Annotated in this window: 16 protein-coding genes; 11 read left to right on the top strand and 5 right to left on the bottom strand. The window is 74.5% G+C overall.

The annotated features are described in order from the left end of the window. Positions 1–9: 9 nt before the first annotated feature. Positions 10–597 carry a TetR/AcrR family transcriptional regulator gene (locus ACLJOU_RS10095; RefSeq protein WP_410565549.1) on the bottom strand — a complete coding sequence of 196 codons (588 nt, stop codon included), beginning with the start codon at positions 595–597 and terminating at the stop codon, positions 10–12. Positions 598–681: 84 nt separating this feature from the next. Between ACLJOU_RS10095 and ACLJOU_RS10090 the strand changes: the two genes are divergently transcribed. From ACLJOU_RS10090 to ACLJOU_RS10065, 6 genes are all read left to right on the top strand, one after another. Further along, positions 682–1,974, top strand: a complete 1,293-nt coding sequence (locus tag ACLJOU_RS10090) for a cytochrome P450 (RefSeq protein ID WP_410565546.1) — start codon at positions 682–684, stop codon at positions 1,972–1,974. Beyond that, the gene (locus tag ACLJOU_RS10085) at positions 1,971–2,861 is read left to right on the top strand and encodes an alpha/beta fold hydrolase (protein ID WP_410565543.1); all 891 of its coding nucleotides are present in this window, start codon (positions 1,971–1,973) and stop codon (positions 2,859–2,861) included. The genes ACLJOU_RS10090 and ACLJOU_RS10085 overlap by 4 nt, the downstream gene beginning before the upstream one ends. After that, the gene (locus tag ACLJOU_RS10080; RefSeq protein ID WP_410565540.1) at positions 2,845–3,696 is read left to right on the top strand and encodes an SDR family NAD(P)-dependent oxidoreductase; all 852 of its coding nucleotides are present in this window, start codon (positions 2,845–2,847) and stop codon (positions 3,694–3,696) included. The genes ACLJOU_RS10085 and ACLJOU_RS10080 overlap by 17 nt, the downstream gene beginning before the upstream one ends. A 1-nt stretch (position 3,697) precedes the next feature. After that, on the top strand, positions 3,698–5,176 hold the full coding sequence (locus ACLJOU_RS10075; protein WP_410565536.1) for a flavin-containing monooxygenase: 1,479 nt from the start codon (positions 3,698–3,700) through the stop codon (positions 5,174–5,176). A gap of 33 nt (positions 5,177–5,209) precedes the next feature. Then, a complete protein-coding gene (locus ACLJOU_RS10070; RefSeq protein WP_410565533.1) occupies positions 5,210–6,076 on the top strand; it encodes an NAD(+)/NADH kinase in 867 nt (288 codons plus the stop codon). Between the two features lie 96 nt (positions 6,077–6,172). Continuing rightward, positions 6,173–6,985, top strand: a complete 813-nt coding sequence (locus tag ACLJOU_RS10065; protein ID WP_410565530.1) for a DUF998 domain-containing protein — start codon at positions 6,173–6,175, stop codon at positions 6,983–6,985. Here ACLJOU_RS10065 and ACLJOU_RS10060 read toward each other — a convergent pair. After that, complete coding sequence (locus tag ACLJOU_RS10060; RefSeq protein ID WP_410565527.1) at positions 6,891–7,244, bottom strand: DNA polymerase ligase N-terminal domain-containing protein; 354 nt, start codon at positions 7,242–7,244, stop codon at positions 6,891–6,893. The genes ACLJOU_RS10065 and ACLJOU_RS10060 overlap by 95 nt on opposite strands. 66 nt (positions 7,245–7,310) lie before the next feature. Here ACLJOU_RS10060 and ACLJOU_RS10055 point away from each other — a divergent pair, with 66 nt between their 5' ends. Beyond that, complete coding sequence (locus tag ACLJOU_RS10055) at positions 7,311–8,300, top strand: YdcF family protein (protein WP_410565524.1); 990 nt, start codon at positions 7,311–7,313, stop codon at positions 8,298–8,300. On the opposite strand, the gene ACLJOU_RS10050 is transcribed toward ACLJOU_RS10055, so the two are convergent. From ACLJOU_RS10050 to ACLJOU_RS10040, 3 genes are all read right to left on the bottom strand, one after another. Continuing rightward, on the bottom strand, positions 8,297–9,505 hold the full coding sequence (locus ACLJOU_RS10050; RefSeq protein WP_410565522.1) for a glycosyltransferase: 1,209 nt from the start codon (positions 9,503–9,505) through the stop codon (positions 8,297–8,299). The two genes, ACLJOU_RS10055 and ACLJOU_RS10050, sit on opposite strands and share 4 nt — an antisense overlap. Positions 9,506–9,710: 205 nt before the next feature. Further along, entirely contained in the window at positions 9,711–10,541 is an 831-nt protein-coding gene (locus ACLJOU_RS10045) for an SDR family NAD(P)-dependent oxidoreductase (protein ID WP_410565519.1), read from the bottom strand. Next, positions 10,538–11,533 carry an alpha/beta hydrolase gene (locus ACLJOU_RS10040; protein WP_410565516.1) on the bottom strand — a complete coding sequence of 332 codons (996 nt, stop codon included), beginning with the start codon at positions 11,531–11,533 and terminating at the stop codon, positions 10,538–10,540. The genes ACLJOU_RS10045 and ACLJOU_RS10040 overlap by 4 nt, the downstream gene beginning before the upstream one ends. Before the next feature lie 386 nt (positions 11,534–11,919). Between ACLJOU_RS10040 and ACLJOU_RS10035 the strand changes: the two genes are divergently transcribed. The 4 genes from ACLJOU_RS10035 to ACLJOU_RS10020 are packed head-to-tail and all read left to right on the top strand — an operon-like array spanning position 11,920 to position 20,137. Beyond that, positions 11,920–12,585: a hypothetical protein gene (locus tag ACLJOU_RS10035; RefSeq protein ID WP_410565513.1), complete on the top strand. Its 666-nt coding sequence runs from the start codon at positions 11,920–11,922 to the stop codon at positions 12,583–12,585. 12 nt (positions 12,586–12,597) lie between these two features. Continuing rightward, positions 12,598–14,307, top strand: coding sequence for a fatty acyl-AMP ligase (locus ACLJOU_RS10030; protein WP_410565510.1), 1,710 nt, complete (start codon positions 12,598–12,600; stop codon positions 14,305–14,307). After that, a complete protein-coding gene (locus ACLJOU_RS10025) occupies positions 14,304–18,674 on the top strand; it encodes a beta-ketoacyl synthase N-terminal-like domain-containing protein (protein WP_410565507.1) in 4,371 nt (1,456 codons plus the stop codon). Before ACLJOU_RS10030 ends, ACLJOU_RS10025 begins: the two co-directional genes overlap by 4 nt. Next, the gene (locus tag ACLJOU_RS10020) at positions 18,665–20,137 is read left to right on the top strand and encodes an MFS transporter (protein ID WP_410565505.1); all 1,473 of its coding nucleotides are present in this window, start codon (positions 18,665–18,667) and stop codon (positions 20,135–20,137) included. The genes ACLJOU_RS10025 and ACLJOU_RS10020 overlap by 10 nt, the downstream gene beginning before the upstream one ends. Positions 20,138–20,144 lie beyond the last annotated feature (7 nt).

Genomic DNA, 20,144 nt, shown 5'->3' with positions numbered 1-20,144 from the left:
CAGCGGGAATCAGGCCGGGCCGAGCAACGCGATCGACGCGCGCACCGCGACTTCGGTGACGTCGCCGGCCCGGCCGCCGTCCTCCACGGTCGTCGCGATCAGCTCCCGCAGGCCACCCAGGAGCATGATCGACAGCTGGCGCGACGGCGGGTTGATCCCCGCCGCGCGCATCTCCGGGGTGTCGGTCAGGCGCTGCGTCATCGCGATGAAGCCCTCCATCGCGTCGCGTTGCAGGTCGCGGGCCGGGGCACCGAGCGCGGGAACGTCCCGGATCCAGCTCAGGGTGATCGCCGGCTCGGACTCCGCGCTGGCGATCCACGCTTCGATCGCCTGGCGGACCTGGACCGCCCACGGGGCCCGCGGGTCGACCGCCTCGGAGATCTGCCGGATCATCGCGCGGTTCGCGTCGGCCAGCAGGGCGATCAAGCACTCCTCCCGGCTGGAGAAGTGCTCGTAGAAGGTGCGGCGCGAGGTGCGGGCGCGGCGGACGACGTCGGCCACCGTCGTGTCGCGGAAGCCGGTCTCGGTGATCGACTCGGCCAGCCCGTCCAGCAGGCGTTGCCGGTGCCGGCGGGTGTCGACGTCCACGAAAGTCACGCTATACCCCTCCTCTTGAAAGGAGATGGTACACCGGCGTACCGTACCGACGGTACGCTCGCGTACCATCTTCCGGGAGGGTCGATGACGACCATGACAAGCCCCACGACGCTGCCGCCGGGGCCCACCGTGCCCCGCGCCGTGCAGGGCGCCTACGCCCTGACGCGGCCGATGCGCGGGCTGCGGCGGCTCAAAGACCGCTACGGGAACGCCTTCACGGTGAACGTGCCGATCTTCGGCCACGCCGTCGTGATCAGCGACCCCGCCGAGATCAAGCAGCTGTTCACCTCCGGGCCCGAGCTCGTCGACAACCTGGAGGTCAACCTCGGGCGGGTGCTCGGGCCGCGGTCGATGTTCGCGCTGTCCGGCGACGAGCACAAACGCCAGCGGAAGCTGCTGGTCCCGCCGTTCCACGGCCGGCGGCTGGCGGCGTACGAGAAGATCGTCGAGGAGGAGACCGTCCGGGAGCTGGCGACCTGGCCGGAGGGCCGCGCCTTCGCCACGCTGCCGTCGATGATGCGGATCACCCTCAACGCCATCCTCCGCGCGGTCTTCGGCGCCGAAGGAGCCGAGTTCGCCGAGCTGCGGGAGCTGCTCCCGCCGTTCGTCACGCTGGGCTCCCGGCTGGCCGTGCTGCCGATCTCCAAGAAGGGCCGCTTCAACCCGTGGCGCCGCTTCGAACGGATGCGCCGCGAATACGACGCGATCGTCGACCGGCTGATCGCCAAGGCCCGGCCCGACGGCGACGACGTCCTGGCGATGATGCTGCAGACGCGCTACGACGACGGGTCGGGGCTGAGCCGCGACGAGATCGCCGACCAGCTCCTCACGCTGCTCACCGCCGGCCACGAGACCACCGCGACCACGCTGGCCTGGGCCGTCGAGCGCCTTCGCAGGCACCCCGCACTGCTGACCGAACTGGCCGAAGCCGACGGGAAACTCCTCGACGCCACGATCCTCGAGGTCCAGCGCACCCGCCCGGTCATCGACCTCACCGCCCGGCAGGTCAAGCAGGACGGCTTCCGGCTCGGCCGGTGGACCCTGCCGAAGGGGTACGCCGTGCTCGTCAGCATCGCGCTCATCCACGACGACGACGCCGTCTTCCCGCACGCGGCCACCTTCGACCCGCACCGCTTCGCCGGCGCGCGCCCGGACCTCTACCAGTGGATCCCGTTCGGCGGCGGCACCCGCCGCTGCCTCGGCGCCGCGTTCGCGACCATGGAGATGACCGTCGTGCTGCGCACCCTGCTGCGGAACTTCACGCTGGTACCGACGCAGGAGCCCGGCGAACGCTGGCACTCGCGGGGCGTGGCCTACGCACCCGCCAAGGGCGGCCGCGCGGTCGTGCGCCGCCGCAACACCGGAGGAGATTCGTGACCGAACAGACCACCGACGTCGGCCGGGGGATTTCCCTGGCCTGCGAACGGATCGGGGACACCGGCGCCGAGCCGCTGGTCCTCGTGGCCGGGCTCGGCCAGCAGCTGCACAGCTGGCCGGACGCCTTCTGCGCGCAGCTCGCCGGCCGCGGGTACGAGGTCATCCGGTTCGACAACCGCGACACCGGCCGGTCCACCCACCTGCGCTTCCGGCCACCGAGCCTCCTCGGCATGCTCGCGGGCCGGTTCCCCGCGCAGCAGTACGACCTGAAGGACATGGCCGCCGACACGATCGGCCTGTTCGACGCCCTGGACCTGGAGACCGCGCACATCGCGGGGGTGTCCATGGGCGGCATGATCTCCCAGACCACCGCGGCGCTGTACCCGGACCGGATCCGCACCCTGACGTCGATCATGTCGACGACCGGGTCGCGCCTGCTCGGCCGTCCCGCGCTCTCGACGTTGCGGATGATGGGCGGCAAGCCGCCGAAGTCGCGGGAAGAAGCGGTCGAAAGCGCCGTGCGGATGTTCCGCCACATCGGCTCGCACGGGTTCCCGTTCGACGAAGCGAAGGTGCGCGAGCTCGCCGGGACCGGCTGGGACCGCGACCCGACGTCCGGCGGGGTGGGCCGCCAGCTCGCCGCGATCATGAAGTCCGGCAACCGGACGCCGCTGCTGCGGAAGATCACCGCGCCGACGCTGGTGATCCACGGCGACCGCGACCGGATGGTGCACCCCACCGGCGGGGTGGCCACCGCGCGCGCCATCCCGGGCGCCCGCCGCGAAACCGTCCGCGGCATGGGGCACGACCTGCCCGAAGGTGCCTGGCCGACCGTGCTCGACCTGATCGACAAGCACGCGAGGAGCAGCGATGTCACGGCCCCGTGAGCAGCACAGCCTCACCGGGCGGCCGGTGGTCCTCACCGGCGCGGCGTCCGGCATCGGCCGGGCCCTGGCCACGCGGCTGTCCCGGCTCGGTTCACCGGTCGCCCTCGCCGACGTCGACGAAGACGGCCTGAAGGCCACCGCGGCCGCGTTGCCCGGCAAAGTGCTGACCCGCGTGCTCGACGTCCGCGACGCCGAGGACCAGCTGCGGTTCGCCGCCGAAGTCCGCGAGTGGCTCCCGGCCCCGCTGGCCGCGGTGTTCAACAACGCCGGGGTCGCGGTCACCTCGACCGTGCTCGACGCGGTGCCCGAGGACGACGACTGGCTGCACGACATCAACTTCCGCGGGGTCGTGCACGGGACGCGGGCGTTCCTGCCGATCCTCGTCGAGCAGGGCGAAGGCGCGGTCGTGAACACCTCCAGCGTGTTCGGCCTGCTGGGAATGCCTTACCAGAGCGCGTATTGCGCGGCGAAGTTCGCCGTGCGCGGGTTCACCGAGTCGCTGCGGCAGGAACTGCGCGGCACCGGCGTCCGCGCGGTGACCGTCCACCCGGGCGGCATCACGACGAACATCGCGCGCAACGCCCGGGTGCGCCGCGATCCCGAGGGCCGGGGCCGCACCCACGAGCAGATGGCCGCGCAGTTCGAGGCCATGACCATGACGTCGCCGGAGAAGGCGGCGGCGGTCATCCACACCGGGGTCGACCGCGGGAAGGCCCGCATCCTGGTCGGCCCGGACGCCTACCTGTTCGACGCGCTCGCCCGCATCACCCCCACCCACTACAACGCCGTGCTGACGCGCGTGATGCAGCGCGCGCGGCGGACGGAGGCCGTGTGAGATGACCGAACACCTCGACGTGCTGATCGTCGGCGCCGGCCTGTCCGGTGTCGGCGCGGCCCACCACCTGCGGACGGCGTTCCCGCGCAAGAGCTACGCGATCCTCGAAGCCCGCGACGCCATCGGCGGGACCTGGGACCTGTTCCGCTACCCCGGTGTCCGGTCCGATTCGGACATGCAGACCCTCGGCTACCGGTTCCGGCCGTGGACCGACGCGAAGGCCATCGCCGACGGGCCGTCGATCCTGCGGTACGTCCGCGACACCGCGGCCGAAGCCGGGATCGACCGGCACATCCGGTTCGGGCACCGGGTGATCCGGGCCGGCTGGTCCACCGAGGACGCGCGGTGGACGGTCGTGGCCGAGCACGACGGCCGGTCCGTCGAGTTCACCGCGAAGTTCCTGTACCTGTGCAGCGGCTACTACGACTACGCGGCCGGGCACACCCCGGAGTTCCCGGGCATCGAGAACTTCGGCGGGACGGTCGTGCACCCGCAGCACTGGCCCGAGGACCTGGACTACGCGGGCAAGAAGGTCGTCGTCATCGGCAGCGGCGCGACGGCGGTCACGCTCGTCCCGGCGATGACCGACCGCGCCGCGCACGTGACGATGCTGCAGCGCTCCCCCACCTACATCCTTTCGCTGCCTTCGGAGGACGAGCTGGCCAACCGGCTGCGGAAGGTGCTCGGCCCGAAGCTGGCCTACCCGATCGCGCGCTGGAAGAACGTCGCGGTGAGCACGCTGATCTACCAGCTCAGCCGGCGCCGCCCGGGCGTGGTCAAGGCGCTGATCCGCAAGGCGACGGTGAAGCAGCTGCCGGCCGGGTTCGCCGTCGACACGCACTTCAAGCCGCGCTACCAGCCCTGGGACCAGCGGCTGTGCCTGGTGCCCGACGGCGACCTGTTCCGGTCGCTGCGCCGCGGGGACGCCTCGATCGTCACCGACCGGATCGCGTCCTTCACCGACCGGGGCATCCGGCTCGAATCGGGCGACGAGCTCGAGGCGGACGTCGTCGTCACCGCCACCGGGCTGCGGCTGCTGGCCTTCGGCGGGATCGAGCTGTCGGTGGACGGCGACCCGGTCAAACTGCCGGAAACCATGGCCTACAAGGGCATGATGCTCAGCGGGGTGCCGAACTTCGCCTTCACGATCGGGTACACGAACGCGTCGTGGACGCTCAAGGCCGACCTGGTCGCCGAGTACGTCGTCCGGCTGCTGCGCCACCTCGACCGGCACGGCCACGACCAGTGCGTGCCGGTCAACGACGACCCGGCGGTGACCGAGCGGCCGCTGCTGGACTTCGACGCCGGGTACGTCCGGCGGTCGATCGACGAGTTCCCGAAGGCGGGTTCGCGAGCGCCGTGGCAGCTGGGCATGAGCTACGCCCACGACGTCGTCAAGCTGCGGCACGGCAAGCTCGACGACGGCGCCCTGCGGTTCTCGCGGCGGCCCGGGGCGGGAGCGGGCAGACTGAGCGCATGACGCTCGGTACCTCCCCCGTCCGGAGCCGCTGACATGCACTCCGCGGGACTCGTGCTGCACCCCCGCCGCGACTCGGCGGCCGCCGTCGAAGCCGTGCTCGGCTGGGCGGGCAAGCGGAACATCGAAGTCCTCGGGATCGAGGACGAAATCGTCCGGCTCGACTGCGCGGCGGTGGGCGTGCCGCCCGAGGAGCTCGGCCGGCGGGCCGACCTGCTGGTCAGCCTGGGCGGCGACGGCACGATGCTGCGGGCCATGCGGCTGGCCGACGGGCAGCGCGCGCCGGTGCTCGGGGTGAACCTCGGCAAGCTCGGCTTCCTCGCCGAGGTCGACGTCCCCGACCTGCCCGGCGCGCTCTCGGCCATCGACGACCACCGGTTCACCGTGGAGCCGCGGCTGGCCGTGGACGCGGTGCTGCAGGGGCGGCGGATCACGGCGTTCAACGACATCGCGGTGGTGCGCGTGCCCGGCGACGGCAGCGCGGTCGTCGCGGTCCGCGTCGGCGGCCAGCCGTTCGTGAGCTACTCGGCCGACGCGGTGGTGGTGGCGACCCCGACCGGCTCGACGGCCTACAGCTTCTCCGCGGGCGGGCCGATCACCAGCCCGGCGGTCGAGGCCCTGCTGGTGACGCCGGCGGCGCCGCACTCGGCGTACAGCCGCGGCGTGGTGCTCTCGGTGCACGACGAGGTGACGCTGGAGCTGCTGCCGACCAGCGGCCGGCTCGCGGTGGAGGTCGACGGCCAGGTCCAGGGGTACGTCTCGCCGGGCGAACGGCTCGACCTGCGCGGCCGGCCGAGCGCGGCCCGGGTGGTCCGGCTCGGCATGACGACGTTCTACCAGCGGGCGCGACGCAAGCTGCGGCTCACCGACTCGGCCGAGATCCCGCAGGACGGCGACCACTGAGTGTCCTCGGTCACAGCCCGGGCGCGTCGGCAATGGTCACGGAAAGGTCACGGGTAGCGTCCGCGGCTGCGCCTGAACCAGCCGAACCGTCCCGGAGTGTCTTCCCACATGCTGTGTCCCGCACCCGTCCGTCCCCGCCTGCGCGCCCGCCTGCTCGTTCCCGGGGCGCTGGCCGCCTTCGCCGGCGCGGTCGTCCTGCTCGCCGTGCTGCACGTCGACCGCAGGCTCGCGCCCCTCGACCCGGTGAGCACGATGCTCAGCGACTACGCACTGAGCCCGGGCCGGTGGATGTGGGACGGCGCGCTGCTGCTGACGAGCACGGGGTCGGTGCTGCTGCTGGTCGCGCTCTGCCGCCGTGGCCTGCTGGCCAACCCGGCGCTGGTGGCCGCCAAGGTGCTGTGGTGCGTGAGCCTGCTGGCGGTGGCGGTGTTCGCGAAGGATCCCCAAGGCGGCGCGATCACCGCGACGGGCAAGATCCACCTGTACGCCTCGGCGGTGACGTGCCTGAGCCTGCCGGTGGTCGGCTGGGCACTGGGCCGCCGGCACCGCGCCGACCCCCGCTGGCGCCGGTCCGCGACATGGTCCCGCCGGCTGGCGCTCGCGGCCATCCCGTTCTACCTGCCGTTCATCGTCCCGTTCGCGGTGAACGTCATCCTGGGCGGCCACGTGCCGACCGTGGCGACGGGCCTGGTCGAACGGCTGATGATGGTGCTGGAGATCGCGCTGCTCGTGGTGCTGGGCCCACCGCGCGATGCCGACCGGGGTCCGGTTCCGGCCGCGGGCCCGGGTTTCGGCCGCCTGACGCACGCCCACGCTATTCGGGCTGGTCCCGGGTCCGGTGCAGCAGCCAGTCGCTCGACGTGCGGATCAACGCGTACCGCACCGCCGCCGTCCGGCCGTGCAGGGTGAACAGGATGCGCTTGGCGGTCCGGTCGTGCTCCTCCCACCACCCGGTGTCGGCGATCTTCTTCGTCTCGTCCTCGTAGGCGAGGTGGCCGAGGGCGTGGTCCGGCACCGCGACCGCCAGCCGGTTCGTGGCCGCGTCCGGAGGCAGGCCGCGCGGGACGGCCCAGGACCGCAGCACGCCGTTCTCCTCCAGCCGCAGGTCGAAGTGGTGCTGCGGCCGGAAGTGCTCGTGCAGCACGAACGCCGGACGCCGATCGGTCACGCCCCTCACCCTGCCAGAACCCGCCCCGCTAGGTTGGACCGCAACGGGGAATCCAGGGAGGCCGGGGTGAACATCGCCGGTGCGGTGCTGCCGGGCGCCGCCGGGGTGGCTCTCGTCGTGTTCGCCGTGCGGCTGGCGCGCGAACCGCGGCGGCTGGGCAACGCCGTCTGGCTCGGGGTGGCGCTGTTGCTGATCGCGTTGTGGCTGCTGCGCGCGGCCCTGCACCTGGAGTGGCTGACGCCGGTCCTGGTGGGCGTGCTCGGCGTGGTCACGGTGCTCGTCGCGCTGGGGCTCCCGCTGGCGCTGGTCGTCAACGGCGTCCGGATGTGGCGGCGGGAAGGGCGCAGCGCCGGGAACCTGCTGTCGCTCGGCCTCGGCGTGGGACTGGTCGCGCTGGAGGCGCTGTTCTTCGTGCCGCTCGGGCGGTGGGGTTCGGCGCTCGTCGGCATCGCGGCGGTGCTGGCCTGCTACTTCGGGTTCCTGTTCCTGTCGCTGCTGGTCTACTCCGTGGTGTACAGCCGGCTCGGCCGCCGAAGCGGGTTCGACGCGGTCATCGTCCTCGGCTGCGGCTTGGCCGGCGAGCGCGTGCCGCCGCTGCTCGCCGGACGGCTCGACCGCGCGATCCGGCTGCAGGAGCGGGAAGCGAAGCCGCCGCTGCTCGTCGTCTCCGGGGGGCGGGGCGCCGGCGAGACGGTCACCGAAGCCGAGGCGATGCAGGCCTACCTGCGCGACCGCGGCGTGCCCGAAGACCGGATCGTGCGTGAAGACCAGGCCGAGACGACCGAGGAGAACCTGCGGTTCTCGGCCGAGCTGCTGCCCGCCGACGCGCGCCGGGTGGTCGTGGTGACCAGCAACTACCACGTGTTCCGGGCGGCGGTGGAGTGCCGCCGGCTCGGCCTGCCCTTCCACGCGACGGGCTCGCCGACGGCCCGGTACTTCCTGCCGAGCGCCCTGCTGCGCGAGTTCGCGGCCCTGATCCTGTACTACCGGCGGACGACGATCGCGGCGTGCGTCGTGATCATCGGCGCGGGTCTGGCACTGACGATCTTCGGCTAGCCCGGGCGCAGGATCGAGCACGCCCGCGCCACGCCGTCCTCGGCCCGCAGGCGCGCGCCGACGTACTGCGCGCCGCGCCGGAACAGCGGGTTCCCGGTCAGTTCACGCAGCCGTGCGGTCAGGGTGGCGGCGTCGAGGTCCCCGAGCGGCAGGGGTTTCGGGCCGGCGCTCAGCCGGCGGACGCGTTCGCCCCAGTAGGGCTGGTCGGAGAAGACCGGGCAGACCAGGGCGGGCACCCCCGCCCGCAGGGCCGCCGCGGTGGTCCCGGCGCCACCGTGGTGCACGACGGCGGCCGTGCGCGGGAACAGCCACTCGTGCGGGACGTCCCCGGCGACCAGCAGGTCGTCGGCGTCGACCCCGGCGCTGAGCACCCCGCGCAGCCCGGCCCGGCGCAGGGCCGTGCGCACGAGGCCGAACGTCCGCTCCGCGGCTGCGGGCTGCATGCTGCCGAACCCGACGTACACCGGCGGCGGCCCGGCGGCGAGGAAGTCGCGCAGCCGCGGGTCCGGGCGCCACTGGTGGGTGTCGAGGAACCAGTAACCGGTGACGTGCACCCGGGCGGGCCAGTCGGGCGGCCGCGGCACGACGGCCTCGGAGAACCCGCACAGCACGGCCGAACGCCGCCGCGGTCCCCGGAGCCCGGCTTTCGGCAGGCCGAGCGTCTCGACGCGCCAGCGGTCGAGGTCCGGCCGCAGGACCTGCCAGGCGAGGGTGTCGACGGCGGTGAAGCTGAGGTGCCGCGCCCAGGGGCCGAGCCGCTCGGCCCGGGGCAGGAGGGGGTGGGCGAAGGCGCGGGTCGGGACGCTGGGCTGGTAGTGCAGTTCGGCATCGGGGACGCCGAGGTGGGCGCCCAGGTGGGCGCCGAGGAAGCCGAGCGTCGGGGCGAGCAGCAGATCGGCCCCGGCGGCCCCGGCGTGGACGTCGGCGAGGAGCCGGTCGAGCACGGGCCGGAGGACTTCCCGAAGGCCGGAGAGGAAGGCACGTCCGCTGGTCCACCCGTGCCCGGCGGCGGAGTTCAGGAGGGCGGTGGGGTCGGCCGAGAGGGGCGCGAAGCCGAGGCCGTGGGATTCGACGAGCCCCCGGAACGCCGGCGCGGCGAGCAGCCGCACCCGATCACCTCCACCGGCCAGCCCCCGTCCGAGAGCCACGCACGGTTGCACATCACCCCGCGAGCCGGGAGCGACGATGACCACGAGGCGGCTCATCGCGCACCTCCGGCTCGGTGCCGGGGAGGGGAGCTTCGGGCGCACCTCGGCGGTCGGTTCATCTCGCCATTGCCGCGGCCGCATCGAACGACCGACCGCGCCGGCCCACCGACCCGCCGCCTCCGCTCCCCTGCCGCCGAGCCGAGCTCCCGCCCACACCTCACGCAGAGCAGGTCCCGGCCACCACCCCACCTCGGCCGCCCGTTCACCGCTTCGCCGCCGTCAGGTGGTACCGCAGGCGGAACGGCAGGTTCGCCAGCACCGCGGCGACTCGCGCGTCCGTGCCGACCAGGTATCGCGGTGCCGGGCGGCGGGCCGTCAGCGCGCGGACCACCGTCTCGGCCGCCCGGCGCGGGGGGACGCCCGTCCGGGCCGAGCGAGCCGCGCTGCGCTCGGCCGTGGCCAGCTGCTCTCCGTACCTCTCCAGCGCCACCGGCGACAAACCCGCGCGGACCTCCTCGGCCGCCGCGCGGGCGCGGGGCCAGATCGGGGTCGCCACCGCGCCCGGCTCGACCAGCACCACCCGGATGCCCTCCGGGGCCAGTTCCGCGCGCAGGCTGTCGGTCAACCCCACCAGCGCGAACTTCGAGGTGTGGTACGGCCCGACCATCGGCCCGGCGATCCGGCCGCCGATCGAGCCGATCGTCACCACGCGGGCCGCCCCCGCGCGCCGCAGGGCCGGCAGCATCGCGCGCGTGACCGCCAGCTGGCCGGTCACGTTCACCTCCAGCTGCTCCCGGAACGCCGCCAGCGGCACGTGCTCGAGCGGCCCCGGCCGGGCCAGCCCGGCGTTGTTCACCAGGCCGTGCACCGGTCCGGCCGCCGCGACGCGATCTCCGCACCGGGCGATCGACTCCGCGTCGCGCAGGTCCATCCGCAGCACCGTGACCGCGTCGCCGTAGGCGCGCACCAGGTCCGCTTCGTCCCGGTCGCTGCGGACGCTCGCCCACACGTGGGCGCCCCGCCGGACCAGCTCCGCGACGCAGGCACGGCCGATCCCGCCCGCCGCGCCGGTGACCACATAGGACGGTTTCACGACGCCAGCACCTGCAGCATCCGCGGCCACGTCTTGTGCAGCTGCTCCTGCCAGTACGCCCACTGGTGGGTGCCCGGACCGTAGAGGTCCGCCGTCACCGGGACGCCGAGGGCACGCAGCCGGCCGGCCAGCGCGGTGGTCTGGGCACCGCAGAGGAACTCCAGGAGCATCGCGCCGGGCAGGACGTCGATCGGCAGTTTCGCGTCGAGGGGGCCCGGCAGCCCGTTGCCCGCCGAGAGGTACAGCTCGGTGCCGCGCAGCCGGTCCGCGTTCACCAGCGGGTCGTGCGCTTCCCAGCGCGCGGCCTCGCGACGCCGGTCGCCCCACAGCGCTTCGGGATCGAGACGGGCCGACGAGACGATCGCGTCGGTCAGCAGTTCCCCGGTGGGGCCGGACGGGTTGACGTTGCCGCTGAAGGAGGCCGCGTACCGGAACACCCCCGGCCGCCGCGCGGCGAGTTCGAGCGCGCCGTACCCGCCGAGGGACAAGCCCGCGGCCGCGCGCCGGCCGTCCCCGCGGTAGCCGCGGTCGACCAGCTGCGGCAGTTCGACGGCGGTGAAGGTCTCCCACTGGTTGAGGGCGAGGTCCTTGCCGTGGTTCCACCAGTCGCTGAAGAAGCCCGCGGCGCCCGAGCCGGGCATGACGACCAGGACACCGGCGTCGTCGGCGAGCCGCCGGATGTCGGTGTTCGCGCTCCAGCCGCGGTAGTCCTGCAGCCGGGTCTCGCCGGCCAGCAGGTAGATCGCCGGCCAGCGCCCGGCTTCCCAGTGATCCGGCAGGATCAGCCGGACCATCGCGTACGCCCCGACGCCCGTCGACCGCACGGTCAGGTCGAGCACCCGGCTGTCACCGTCCACAGTGGTCTGCGCGACGACGTGCGAGCCGTCGTCCGCCCGGACGTCCGGGACACCGGCCGCGGCCGGAGCCGGCGTACCGGGCAGCGCGCACAGTGCGGCCGTCAGGGCCGTCAACCACCTCACGAATGGGCGCATGCGTTTCCTTTCCGACGGATTCGGGGTGCGGCCAAGCTAGAGGGATCACGGGCGAGAAATCAATTGTCCTGTCCACGATGTGAGCGGACAATGTGAATGGCAGGAAAACAAACTCCCCCGCGAGGGTGAGGCAACGCTCGCGGAGAGTGACCGAACCCGGACGGCCGTGCCACAACCGGCCGCCGAACTCGTCAGTAACCTGCGATTGTGCAGCTCACGCGCTGTGCCCGAAGATGTTTACGCCGTCTTGAGGTGCTTCCGGCAACCGATTTCTCCCCGTAGCCTTCGCCGTGCCGCCGGGACCGGCCGTCGCTCGACGCGTCCCCGGCGAAGGGTTCCAGCGCAGGGGCCGCACTCCCCCGAGAATGCTCCCGGAAGGGTTCTTCATGGCTGCCCGAATTCGCTTTCCCCCCGCCGCTGCCGCCCTGGTCGCCGCCGCGGCGGCCGTGGTCACCATTTCGCCCGCGAAACCGGCCACCGCGGTCGTCGTTCCCGCGCCACCCGCGGTTCCGCCGGCGGCACTGCTGCCCGCCGAGGCGGTGCCCGGGCCACCCGCGGACCGGACCGTGTTCGACGTGGCCACCGCACTGTCCACTGCGGACCGCGGTGACGGCACCGGGTGCGCCGACGTCGTCCACGGCCGCGTGCTGCCGCCGGGCGCGGTCGCCGGCCAGGGGTTCCAGGCGGCGGTGGCCGGTGGTCAGCTGTCCGAACTCGTCGCCCGCACCCCGCACCCGCCCGACCTCGCCGCCTGGGCCGCGCAGGCGCGTCGCTGCGCCCGCGTCACCGTCGACGACCAGGGCCCGCCCACCGTCTCGAGGACGACCATCGGGACCGGGCCCACGGTTCCGGGCGCCCGAACCCTGTCCTACCAGCAGGTCCTCACCCTGCCGGGCCAGCCGGCCGGACTGCCCGGGCTGCGCCTGCGCACCGTCGCCATCGCCGCCGACGGCGTGCTGGTCCTGCTCCGCGACGCCGGAGCGACCGACCTCGACCTCGACACCCTGGCCGTCGCCGCGTGGCAGCACGCGGCGACGCGGCTGGGCCGCTAGCAAGGAGAACCCATGTCCCAGAAGGATTTCCCGGCGGTGGGCGGCGACACCCTGACCGCGTGCCTGCGTCACTGGGCGGCGACCACCCCGGACGCCCCCGCCCTCACCTTCGCCGACTTCGCCGACGACCCCGCCGGGCGACGGCGCACGCTCACCTGGCAGCAGCTGGCCGGCCGCGTCGACGCCGCCGCGGCCGCGCTGCCGGTGTCGCCGGGCGACCGGGTCGCCGTGCTCTGCCCGCAGGGTCCGGACTACGTCGTCGGGTTCCTGGCCGCGATCACCGCGGGCGCGATCGCGGTGCCGCTGTTCGACCCGGGCCTGCCGGGGCACGCGGGACGGCTCGCCGCGGTCCTCGCCGACTGCGCCCCGGCGGCCGTCGTCACCACCGCCGCCGCCCGGCCGGGGGCCGAAGCGTTCCTCGGCCGTGACATCCCCGTCGTCGCGGTGGACCGCCCGGAACCGGCGCAGGCCGGGCAAGCACCAACGGCGGCCCCGGACGACATCGCGTACCTGCAGTACACCTCCGGCTCGACCCGCAGCCCGGCCGGCGTGGTGCTGACCCACGCGAACGTCCTCGCCAACGTCACCCAGGCCGTCCGCGGGCTCGGCCTCGACCCGGCCGCGGCCACCACGGTGTCCTGGCTGCCACTGTTCCACGACATGGGCCTCGTCCTCGGCCTGATCACTCCTCTGGCGCTGGGCCTGCGGTCGGTGCTGATGGACCCGCTCGCCTTCGTCGAACGGCCGGTCCGCTGGCTGGAACTGCTCGGCGACCACGCGGGCAGCTGGAGCGCGGCCCCGAACTTCGCCTTCCACTACTGCGCGAGCCGGATCCGCGAAGCCGACCGCGCGCGGCTGCGGCTGGGCCGCGTCGCCGCGATCGTCAACGGCGCCGAGCCGATCAACCCGGCCGTCCTCGACCGCTTCCACACCACCTTCGCCGACGCCGGCTACCGGCCGGAGATGACCCGCCCGGCGTACGGGCTGGCCGAGGCCACCGTCTTCGTCACCACCGGGCCCGCCGCCGTCCCGCGCGTCACGACGTTCGACCGCGACGCCCTGGCGACGGGGACCGGGCGACCGGCCGGAGACGGCGTCCGGCTCGTCGCGTGCGGCACTCCGGCCGGACAGCTCGTCGCCGTCGTCGACCCGGACCACGCGGTGGTGCTGCCCGACGGCTCGGTCGGCGAAATCTGGGTGCACGGTCCCAACGTCGGCGACGGCTACTGGCAGAAACCTCTCGAAAGCACGGAAACCTTCGGGGCCCGCCTGGCCGGCGGCCTGCCCGAGGGGCCGTGGCTGCGGACCGGCGACCTCGGCGTCCGCCACGACGGCGAGCTGTACATCGCGGGCCGGATCAAGGACCTGATCATCGTCGACGGGCGCAACCACTACCCGCAGGACGTCGAAGCCACCGCCGCGGCCGCCGACGCGGCCATCCGGCCCGGCAGCGTCGCCGCCTTCGCCGTCGAGGGCACCGACACCGAGGCCGTCGTCGTGGTCGCCGAACACCGCGGCCACGCCGACCTGACCGAACCCGCCGAACGCGCGCTGGCCGCCGCGATCCGGCGGCTCGTCTCCGACGCGCACGGCCTCGCGCTGCGGGACGCCCTGCTCGTGCCGCCCGGGCGGGTCCCGCGCACGTCCAGCGGCAAGATCGCCCGCGGCGCCTGCCGCGACCGCTACCTCGCCGGCGACTACGGAAAGGCCTTGGCGCGATGAGTGAGCCCACGACCGAAACCCTGCGCCGGTGGCTGCTGGACACCGTCGCCGAGCACACCGGCGTCCCGGCCGAGCCCGACCACCCGCTCGGCGACTACGGCCTGTCCTCCCGCCAGGCCGTCGGCATCGCCGCCGACCTCGAGGAGCGGCTCGGCCGGCGGCTGCCGCCGACGCTGCTGTGGGAAAGCCCAACCATCGACGACCTCGTCCGCCGTCTCACCGGTGCCGCCGAGCCCGACGTCCGGCCGAGCACGGACCGCCGTCGCACCGACCCCGTGGCCGTCGTCGGCCTGGGCTGCCGGTTCCCCGGCGCGGACGGGCCCGAAGAGTTCTGGGACCTGCTGCACACCGGACGGGACGCGGTCCGCACCGCGCCGCCCGGCCGGTGGGACGCCGACGCGGCGCCGGTCCTCGGCGGGTTCCTCGACGACGTCGCCGGGTTCGACGCCGAGCACTTCGGGATCACCCCGCGCGAAGCGGCGGCGATGGACCCGCAGCAGCGGATGCTCCTGGAGGTGACGTGGGCGGCGCTGGAGCACGCCGGCATCGCGCCGTCGTCGCTGCGCGGCAGCCGGACCGGCGTGTTCACCGGGATCGCCACCCATGACTACGGCCACCTCACGATGACCGGCGGCGCACCGGACCTGTGGACCGCCACCGGCGCGGCGGGCAGCATCGCGGCCAACCGGCTGTCCTACGTCTACGACCTGCGCGGACCGAGCATGGCGGTGGACACGGCGTGCTCGTCGTCGCTGGTCGCGGTGCACCACGCGGTGCGGGCGCTGCGCGACGGCGACGCGGACCTGGCGCTGGCGGCGGGGGTGAACCTGATGCTGCTGCCGGGCCCGACGGCGGCGTTCGCGGCGGCGGGCCTGCTCGCCGCCGACGGCCGGTGCAAGACGTTCTCGGCGGACGCGGACGGCATCGCCCGCGCCGAGGGCTGCGGCGTGGTGGTGCTGAAGCGCCTGGCTGATGCCGAGTACGACGGCGACCGGGTCCTCGCGGTGATCCGCGCTTCGGCGGTCAATTCCGACGGCCGCTCGAACGGCCTGGCGGCGCCGAACCCCCGGGCGCAGCAGGAGATGTTGCGGGAGGCGTACCGCGGGCTGGATCCGTCCACAGTGGATTACGTGGAGGCCCACGGAACGGGCACGCTGCTGGGCGACCCGATCGAAGCGGGCGCGCTGGGCGCGGTGCTGGGCACCGGCCGCGCACCGGAGGCCCCCCTGCTGATCGGCTCGGTGAAGACGAACATCGCCCACGCCGAAGCGGCGGCGGGGATCGCCGGACTGATCAAGGTGGTCCTGGCGCTGCAGCACGGTTCGCTGCCCCCGCAGCTGCACTTCGGCGAGCCGAACCCGCACATCGCGTTCGGTTCGCTGGGGTTGAAGGTGGTGACGGAACCGACGCAGTGGCCCCGCCACACGGGCCGCGCGACGGCGGGAGTGTCGGCGTTCGGGTTCGGCGGGACGAACGCGCACGTGGTCCTGGAGGAACCGGCGGCCCCGGGCGGAGTGCGGGAAGGCGGGCGGCCGTGGGGCGGCGCCGCGGTCCCGACCCACGGCGGCCAGCAGGCCACCGCGCGCGCAGTCGACAAGCGGCCGCTCAACGGGGTCGCCGTGACCTCGGCACCACACGGCCACCAGCAGGTGGCCGCCGGACGCGCAGTGGGCGGCCGGCCGCTCAGCGGCGCCGCGACCCCGGCACCCGGCACCGCCGGTGTCCGGATCGCGGTGCTCTCCGCGCGGACCCGCGACCGCCTCACCGAGCGGGCCGCCCAACTCGCGACCTGGCTCGACTCGCCCGCCGGGCGCAGCGCCCGCTTCGCCGACGTCATCCACACCCTCTTCCGCCGGGACGACTCCGGGCCGCACCGGGCCGCCCTCGTCGCCGGGGACCGCCGGGAACTCGCCGTGCTGCTGCGGGACGTCGGCGACGGCCGTGAACTGCTGCCCGCCGGGGCGTTCACCGGTGTGGCCGTCCGGGGGGAAGGGCCCGTCTTCGTCTTCTCCGGGCACGGGTCCCAATGGGCCGGGATGGGCCGGCACCTCCTCGCCGCCGAAGCCGCCGATGCCGCCTTCGCCGCCCAGGTCGACAAGCTCGGCGATCCCTTCACCGAACACGCCGGCCGGTCGCTGCGCTCGCTGCTCACGGGCGCCCCTCCCCGGACGCTCGCGGAAACGCAGCTGGCCATCTTCGGGACGCAGATCGCGCTCGCCGCCCGGTGGGAGGCGCTCGGCGTCCGGCCCGCCGCCGTCCTCGGGCACTCGCTGGGGTCCGCGGCCGCCGCCGTCGTGGCCGGGGCGCTCACCGACGACGAAGCCGTCCACCTCGTCGCCACCCGCGCCCGCCTGCTCGGCACCATCGGCTCCGGCGGCGCGATGGCCGCGGTGGAACTGGCGCCGGACGACCTCGCCGGCCACCCCGGGGTCGAGCTGGCCGTGGACGCCGCGCCCGGGCAGGTGACCGTCTCCGGGGACGCGGGCGTACTCGACCGGCTCGTCGCCGAACTCGAGGCGGCCGGCCGCAGCGCCCGGCGGCTGCCCGTCGACGTCGCCGGGCACTCGGCCGGGGTCGAGCCCGTCCTCGGCACCCTGCGCGACGCCCTGGCGGAGCTGGGCGGCCGACGCCCGCTGGCGCCCTGGTACGACACCGTGCTGACCGACCCCCGCGAACTCCCGGACTTCGACGCCGGGTACTGGGCCGCGCACCTGCGCCGCCCGGTCCGCTTCCGGCAGGCGGTCACCGCGGCCGCCGCGGACGGGTACCGCGTGTTCGTCGAAATCTCCCCCCACCCGATCCTGCGCGGTTCACTGGCCCGCACGCTGGAAGCAACCGGCACGGCGGACGCCGTCGTGACCGGCACCCTGCGCCGCGGCCAGGACGAGCTCCGCGCCTTCGGCGCAGCAGCGGCGACGCTGTACTGCGCAGGCACCCGCATCACCTTGACCACCCCGGACGACGACGTGCAGCTCACGGACGTACCACCGATGCCGTGGCGCCACGAGCGGCACTGGTACACCGACACCGCCGCGACCGAGCCCCCGCCGAACCGATCCCGGCCGGCACCGAACGAAGCCGCGGGCGATCCGCTCACCCGGATCGTCGCCGCCGTCATGGGCCTGTCCCCCGACCGCCTGGACCCCGACACCCCGCTCGTCGAACTCGGGCTCGACTCCCTGATGGCCAACCGCATCCGCGAAGCCGTCCGCCGGGAGCTCGGCGCCGATCCCGACCCGGCCGCCGTGCTCCGCGGGGCCACCCTCGCCGACCTCAACCGCGACCTCGCCCCGCGCGGCGACGAACCGCCGGCCCGCGGCCGGGCGTGGGACGCCGCCGACCGGCTCGTCCTGCGGCTCTGGCGGCAGCACACCGGCACCGACGCCGCCGGGCCGCACGTCCGGCTCACCGGCACCGAAGAACCGCACCGCCTCGCCCGCCTGCTCGCCGACGACCTCACCGCCGAACTCGACACCCCCGTCGCCCCCGAAGACCTCCTCCGGCACGACTCCCTCGCCGCCGTCGCCGACGTGGCCCGCGCCCTGCTCGACACGCGCGAAGAACGCGGGCCCGTCCACCTCCTCAAAGCCGGGGACGCCGGCACCGCTCCCCTGCTGCTGTTCCACCCCGGCGGCAGCACCTGCACGGTCTACCGCCCGCTGCTGGACCGGCTGCCCGACGGCGTCCCGTGCGCCGGGTTCGAACGCGTCCCCGGTGCCGGGATCGAAGACCGCGTCGAACGGCTCCTTCCGCTCGTCCGCGCCCGCGTGCCCCACGGCCCCTACCGGCTCGCCGGCTGGTCCTTCGGCGGCGCCCTCGCCTACGGCGTCGCCACCCGGCTCGCGGCCGAAGGCGAACCGGTCGAGCTCGTCGCGCTCATCGACACCATGCTGCCGCTGCCGGAACCGGACCTCGACCCGCGCGCGTCGTCGGCCCGGCGGTTCCTGCGCTTCACCGGCTACGTCGAAGGCACCTACGGCCGGACCGTCCGCCTCGGCCACGACGAACTCGCGGCCCTACCCGAAGAAGCCCAGATCGAGCTCACCATGCGGCGCGTCGCCGAAGCCGGGCTGCTGAGCCCCGGCGTCCTCCGGCACCAGCACCAGTCCTTTTCGGACACCCTCGCCGCCGAACGCGGGACGCCGGTGCCCTACGACGGCCGCGTCGTGCTCTACCGCGCGACCGAACCGTACGCCGCCGGCCTCGCCATGGAACCGCGGTACTCCCGCACCGACCTCGCCGCGGGCTGGGACGAACTGTGCCCGCGGCTGGAAATCGTGCCCGTGGCCGCACACCACCTGTCGGTGGTCGACCCGCCGCACGTCGACGTCGTGGCCCACCACCTCGCGGACCTGCTGTGGCCGTGACCGTCCGGGCGTGGCCGCTCCTGGCCGTCCTCGGCGCCGGCCTGTTCCTCGTCGCGGTGGACGCGACCGTCCTGCACGTCGCCCTGCCCGACCTCGTCCGGCAGCTGCGCCCCGGCGCGGCCGCCCAGGTGTGGATCGTGGCGATCTACCCGCTCACCGCGGCGCCGCTGCTGCTGCCGTTCGGCACGCTCGGCGACCGCTTCGGACGGCGGCGGGTGCTCGTCACCGGCTACGCGGTGTTCGGGGCCGCGTCGCTCGGCTGCGCGCTCGCCCCCGGCGTGCCGGCCCTGCTCGCCGCCCGCGCGCTGCTCGGCGTCGGCGGTGCCCTGATCATGCCCGTGACGATGTCGCTGCTGCGGGAGCTGTTCCCGGACCGGCGGCAGCGGCGCACGGCGATCGCGGTGTGCAGCGGCATCGCCGGGACCGGTTCGGTGTTCGGCCCGGTGCTCGGCGGGGTGCTCGTGGAGGCGTGGGGCTGGCGGGCGACGTTCCTGGTCAACCCGCCGGTGATCCTGGCCGCGGTCGTGGCGGCGCTGCGCCGGCTGCCGCGCAGCCCACCGGGCCGGCAGCCGTGGGACGCCCGCAGCGCGGTGCTCGCGGCCGGCGGCGTGCTCGGGATCGCGTTCGCCGCCGGGCCGTCGGACAACGGCCCGGCGACGGGCGCGGCGGGAGTGGCCGGGGCCGTCCTCCTCGTCCTCTTCGTGCGCCGCCAGCGGCGGGCCGAAGCTCCCCTGCTGGACCTGGCCCTGTTCCGGCGGCCGGGCGTCCCGGGCGCGGCCGGTGGGATCCTGCTGGTGATGAGCACGCTCGTCGGCCTCGGCCTGCTGCTCGCCCAGTACCTCCAGGTGGTGCTCGGCCTGTCCCCGGCCGCCGCGGCCGCGCGGCTGCTGCTCGTGCTCGGCGCGTCGGCCGCGGGCAGCGTGGTGGCCCCCGCCCTGCTGGAGCGGTTCGGCAACGCCCGCGTTCGCACGGCAGGCTTCGCGCTCGCCGCCGCGGCCCTCGCCATCCCGGCGGCGGGCGGGCTGACGTCGCCGTGGTGGCTGGGCGGCGCGCTCGTCGGCGTAGGTCTCGGCATGGCGCTCGCGCTGACGTCGAGCACGGACACGCTGCTGACGGCCGCCCCCGCCGACCGGGCGGGCGGCGCGGCCGCCGTCGAGAAGACCGGTTACGAGCTGGGCGCCGGCCTCGGCACGACGGCGTTCGGTTCCCTGGCGGCCGCCGTCTACGCCGCCCACCTGGTCGTCCCGCCCGGCGTGCCCGAGGCAGCCGAGCGGCTCGCATCGGCCGGACCGGCCCAGGCCGAAGCGGCGTCCCAGGGGCTGGCGGTGGCCGGCGAGCTGCTCGCGGCGGCCCGGGCGGCCTGCACCACCGGCGTCGAGGTCGCGGCGGGTGTGGCTGCTGCGCTCTTTGCGGTGGCCACGTTGTTTTCGTCGGCTGTTTTGAAAAAAACCGTGGCCGTATAGGTCGTTA

Source organism: Amycolatopsis sp. cmx-4-61 (genome assembly GCF_046548775.1).
Taxonomy (GTDB): domain Bacteria; phylum Actinomycetota; class Actinomycetes; order Mycobacteriales; family Pseudonocardiaceae; genus Amycolatopsis.
The sequence above is the reverse complement of the archived record's forward strand: the minus strand, read 5'-3'. Positions and strand labels throughout refer to the sequence as shown.